This window comes from Mesorhizobium sp. M7A.F.Ca.US.006.04.2.1 (assembly GCF_004022915.1).
Classification (GTDB): Bacteria; Pseudomonadota; Alphaproteobacteria; order Rhizobiales; family Rhizobiaceae; genus Mesorhizobium; species Mesorhizobium ciceri.
The window spans coordinates 1-3,797 of sequence record NZ_RZQA01000638.1; the positions used below are offsets into that span (position 1 = coordinate 1).

Genomic DNA, 3,797 nt, shown 5'->3' on the forward strand with positions numbered 1-3,797 from the left:
CGTCGATCCCGCATCCTGAGCCGTGGCTCGGCGGGCAGCGCCGGCATCCACCGCCGCAGCGTCAGGTACCAGCTTCTCGTCGTCCGTTGCTTGAAGTCCGGCCGAGCGCACAGACAGCTTCCGGCGCGACCAGCGGGCGAAGATGTTATCATTGCCGCCGCTCATTCCTTGTCTCCAGTCCCGGAAGGCCAATTGCGCCCCGCATCAAGCTTTGCCCGATCGCGCTTGCGCTTGACGAACGGCCGCTCGACATGGTGGGCTTCAACGAAGGCGGCAAGCTGCTGCTGGATCTCGGACGGCATCGGAACCGCCTCGATGATGTCGGTGCCGGACTCCGTCAGCGACTCGGCGTCCGAGGGATCGGCGGTTACCAATTGCAGCAGGACCCCGGGAGGCGCATTCGTGTGCCGGAGCGATACCCACAGGCTCGGCTGCTGAGAACGTAAGTTCTCCCGGTACATCGTCGTGTCCGCTCCGAAGAACTCGATGTCCGCCGCTCCCGCATAATAGCGGGTTACTGTTGCGGTTTCATCGAGCGCCGTCCAAGCTGCGGCTACCGGAACGCCGACGAGCACCGCAACGGGCATCCAGGCATGATCGACCCACGGGTTCTGCAGAGTCCGTCGCTCGACGACGACACCGACTTGAGTTGTTTCCCGAACCAATTCGGAATCCTGACTGTCCACAATGCCTAACTTGCGGGTGTGGCGGCTCGAAGCGGCAGGCCGGCGATTAGGTTCTGCGGCTTCATGCGAACCATGCGGTCGGATGTCATCGCCATGATCAACCAGATCGGCCGCGCACCCACTTCCGGCCTAACTTCGTCGAATTCGGAGAAGTCGAGCCGAAACAAAGCTATAATGCGCTTTGCCGCCTCAGGGTCAAGGTCCTCGCCTGTCCACAGCGCATTGCCGATACGCGTCACCTCCGCGTCCAGACCGACGAACCATGCCCAATCGTCGTCCTCGGTCCGCTCGACCGGCTCAACCCTCACCTCAATGGCCAGCAGATGGCGTATCCAGGCCTCGATCGCGGCGGCAAGGCCGCGCCGCGCCGGACTGTCGACGTCGCCGAGGCCAAGCACCATGTCAAAGGCATCGCTCCTGCCGAAATAGCTGCAGGCATTCTTCTCCTGGAGAATCTGCAGCTCGGTGACGGCAGGCCCTCCGAGCATGTTCAGGAGAGGCGAGGCGTGACGGTTCTGCTCGTGGACTTCAATGGTTTCCGCATCTGCAAGCAGCAGCGCACCTTCATGGAGGGTCACTCGCTGGGCACGGTAAAACAGCTCGGCCGCACGCAGCACGAAGGGATCGTCGTCGCCGTCAAGCGCATTGCGCAGCACCAGTTGCGCAAGCTGGTTCATGAACAGGGGCGGAATGTCGGCAGCCGAGCCGCGCGCGAGTTCGAGATAGCAGGCTTCGAGGGACGGCGCTGCCAAAAGGCGATTGCGAAAGGCAATCATGAACTCCCAGTTTTCCCGAGCATCCGGGTCGTCGATCGCGGCGATCTCCTCGTTCCCGACCGGCCGGCGCGGATCGTGCATCAGCAACTCGTGATGCAGCCGCAACTCCGCCGCGCACGCATCTTCCGGCGGCAGAAGCTCAGGGCGAGCCAAATAAGCTTTGAGGAACGGATCAGTCACCATCAACCGGCCTGCCTTGTCGCGATCGAGCAGATGGTGGCCCGAAGAAATCCAGAAATCTATCATTTGTGCCTACCCGCCAGCACCACGATGTCGACTTCTTCCATCGCACCCTCTTCTCCCTCGACCTCGATGATGCGGAATGCGGCCGCCGGATCAAGGCGGCTCACCTTCCGGTGCAGGGTGCGGAACGATTCACGGATGCCCGCCTCCTCGCCAGCGCGGTGCAGCGCAACAAGGGTGTTCGGCGGATGACTGCACAGGGACTGCGCGAAGGCGATTTCCTCCTCGGCGGCCGCGCGCGCGACCGCCATCCCGGGCGCTCCGCAACGGGCGACAAGCTGCTCGGCCAGTCTTTCGGTCGCAGCCGCGACTTCTTCCGCGGTGGCCTTCGTCACGATGACGAGGGTGGACCAGCCGAAGCTCTCAACACCCATGAAGCCGGCGCGGAAGGCTTGTCGTTCTTTGCCGGAGAGGCTTTCGATATCGGCGGCGAAGAACCGGAAAGTCCCCGTGACGGCCCACTCGCCGGGTTCCGCGGCGTGGGAATAGACGAAGCCATCCGACGGATCTAGGCGGATCGTGCGCAGTAGCTTTAGAGCCATGGCACACCCGTAGCGGGATCGAGCCACGAAGGTGAGCCAAGAGCTTCCACCAAACTCCGCCTTTCGGAGGCTCCCCGGCAAGGCTTCCCCGGAAGCAGCAGATCGCCATTGTCAGCGATCCGAACGTCCTGGCCTCGGTGTGAGGAGCGGTGCAGCCATTGGCTGGCGAGCGATGCGAAGCCGGTTTCGCCCCATTCGTGGAACTCGTTCATCAGGTGACGGGAGAAGCTGGCGATGATCTCACCAGGATCGGGGGCTTCGGAGCCCAATTCGTCAAGCGCGCCGAGTAGCGGCCGCTCGCCAGGTTCGTAAGCGCGCACGGCCGCGATGCGGATCATGGCAGAAAAGACGAGCCAGGCCGGCGTCTCCTCGTCGCGAGCTCCCTCAGGCCAGCCCAGGCGTCCGCCGCCAACGAGAGCGCCGTCGATGCGGATCGCGTCCGGCCAGTCGAAGGTGACCGGCATTTCAGGCGGTGCACGCGCTGCAAGCGCGTCGGCCAGAGCGTTCATTCCGGCATAGATGGCAAGGCGGGCCTGCGCCAACGATTGTTCAGGCTCCAGGACGACCGCGAACTCGGCCAGATCATAGCGCCGTACCCAGACCAGCGTCCCTGCACCCTGCTCGCCGGCAATGGCGCGGGCGTGCTCGAAGGCATCGCCGGCTTCTCTCAAGACAGTGAGGCTGTAGAGCGGGGGCAGATCGAGGGCGCGGTCGGTGACCGAAGCACGCTGGGACATGATGCCGATCCATTTTTGATGACGGCGGCCTAATTCTCCAATAATGTATATACTGTCTCTACAGTAAAGGCGCTACCGCAGCGGGCGGTGTCGCGTAGCCGGGAGGCGCAATGAGCCTGGACAAACCGCGCACGGTCTTCATCTGCTCCTGCGAGCGCAGCATGCCTGGTTTTGGCGACAGCGTGCGCCGCGGATGCAAAGACGCTCAGGTGCAATCGGGCGATCAGCTGTGCGGCGCCGAAATCGAGCGTATCCGCAACAGATTGAGCGAGGGGGGAGCCATCACCATAGCCTGCACACAGCAGGCGCCGCTTTTCCGCGAAGTCGCTGAGGAAATCGGCTTTGCGGGTGACCTCGATTTCGTGAACATCCGCGAGGCGGCAGGCTGGTCGGCAGAGGCCGCATCCGCCGGGCCGAAGGCGGCGGCACTCGTCGCGATGGTGGCCGAACCGACCTCGCCGCCCGCCCTCGTCACGCTTCGAAGCAATGGCGTGGTGCTGGTTTATGGCCGCGACCAGGCGGCAATGGAGGTCGCCTGCCAGCTTGCCGGGGATCTGGACGTGACCGTCCTGCTGACGCGACCCGCGGAGGTTACACCCAACCGCGTGTGGGATTTCCCCGTCGTGCGGGGCAGGATCCGCAATGCACAAGGCCATCTGGGTGCCTTCGAGCTGATCGTTGATGATTTCGCCTTGCCAGTTCCCTCTTCGCGCGACCGCCTGCGCTTTGGTGCGGCTCGTGACGGCGCAATCTCTAAAGCAGACATCGTGATCGACCTCTCCGGCGGCGTTCCGCTATTTCCGGCTCACGACC

General features: G+C 63.7%; 4 protein-coding genes and 1 pseudogene. 1 reads left to right on the forward strand and 4 read right to left on the reverse strand.

Annotated features, from left to right (window positions below):
- Nucleotides 1-161: 161 nt before the first annotated feature.
- Genes EN925_RS27000 through EN925_RS27015 form a run of 4 tightly spaced genes read right to left on the reverse strand, consistent with a single transcriptional unit; the run spans nt 162 to nt 2,984 of the window.
- Entirely contained in the window at nt 162-665 is a 504-nt protein-coding gene (locus EN925_RS27000; protein WP_127385642.1) for a DUF3305 domain-containing protein, read from the reverse strand.
- 26 nt (nt 666-691) lie between these two features.
- A complete protein-coding gene (locus EN925_RS27005) occupies nt 692-1,708 on the reverse strand; it encodes a DUF6352 family protein (protein WP_128337051.1) in 1,017 nt (338 codons plus the stop codon).
- Nucleotides 1,705-2,247 (reverse strand): DUF6505 family protein, encoded by a 543-nt coding sequence (locus EN925_RS27010; protein WP_127388538.1) that lies wholly within the window; start codon nt 2,245-2,247, stop codon nt 1,705-1,707. Before EN925_RS27010 ends, EN925_RS27005 begins: the two co-directional genes overlap by 4 nt.
- Nucleotides 2,238-2,984, reverse strand: a complete 747-nt coding sequence (locus EN925_RS27015; RefSeq protein WP_127369938.1) for a biotin/lipoate--protein ligase family protein — start codon at nt 2,982-2,984, stop codon at nt 2,238-2,240. The genes EN925_RS27010 and EN925_RS27015 overlap by 10 nt, the downstream gene beginning before the upstream one ends.
- Nucleotides 2,985-3,094: 110 nt before the next feature.
- Between EN925_RS27015 and EN925_RS27020 the strand changes: the two are divergent.
- Nucleotides 3,095-3,797, forward strand: a pseudogene (locus tag EN925_RS27020) (4Fe-4S ferredoxin); the annotation flags it as partial.

What these genes read in the sequence shown, in the direction of transcription:
- EN925_RS27005 (WP_128337051.1), bottom strand. Translation starts at nt 1,708, where the DNA reads ATGATAGATTTCTGGATTTCTTCGGGCCACCATCTGCTCGATCGCGAC.
- EN925_RS27015 (WP_127369938.1), bottom strand. Translation starts at nt 2,984, where the DNA reads ATGTCCCAGCGTGCTTCGGTCACCGACCGCGCCCTCGATCTGCCCCCG.
- EN925_RS27010 (WP_127388538.1), bottom strand. Translation starts at nt 2,247, where the DNA reads ATGGCTCTAAAGCTACTGCGCACGATCCGCCTAGATCCGTCGGATGGC.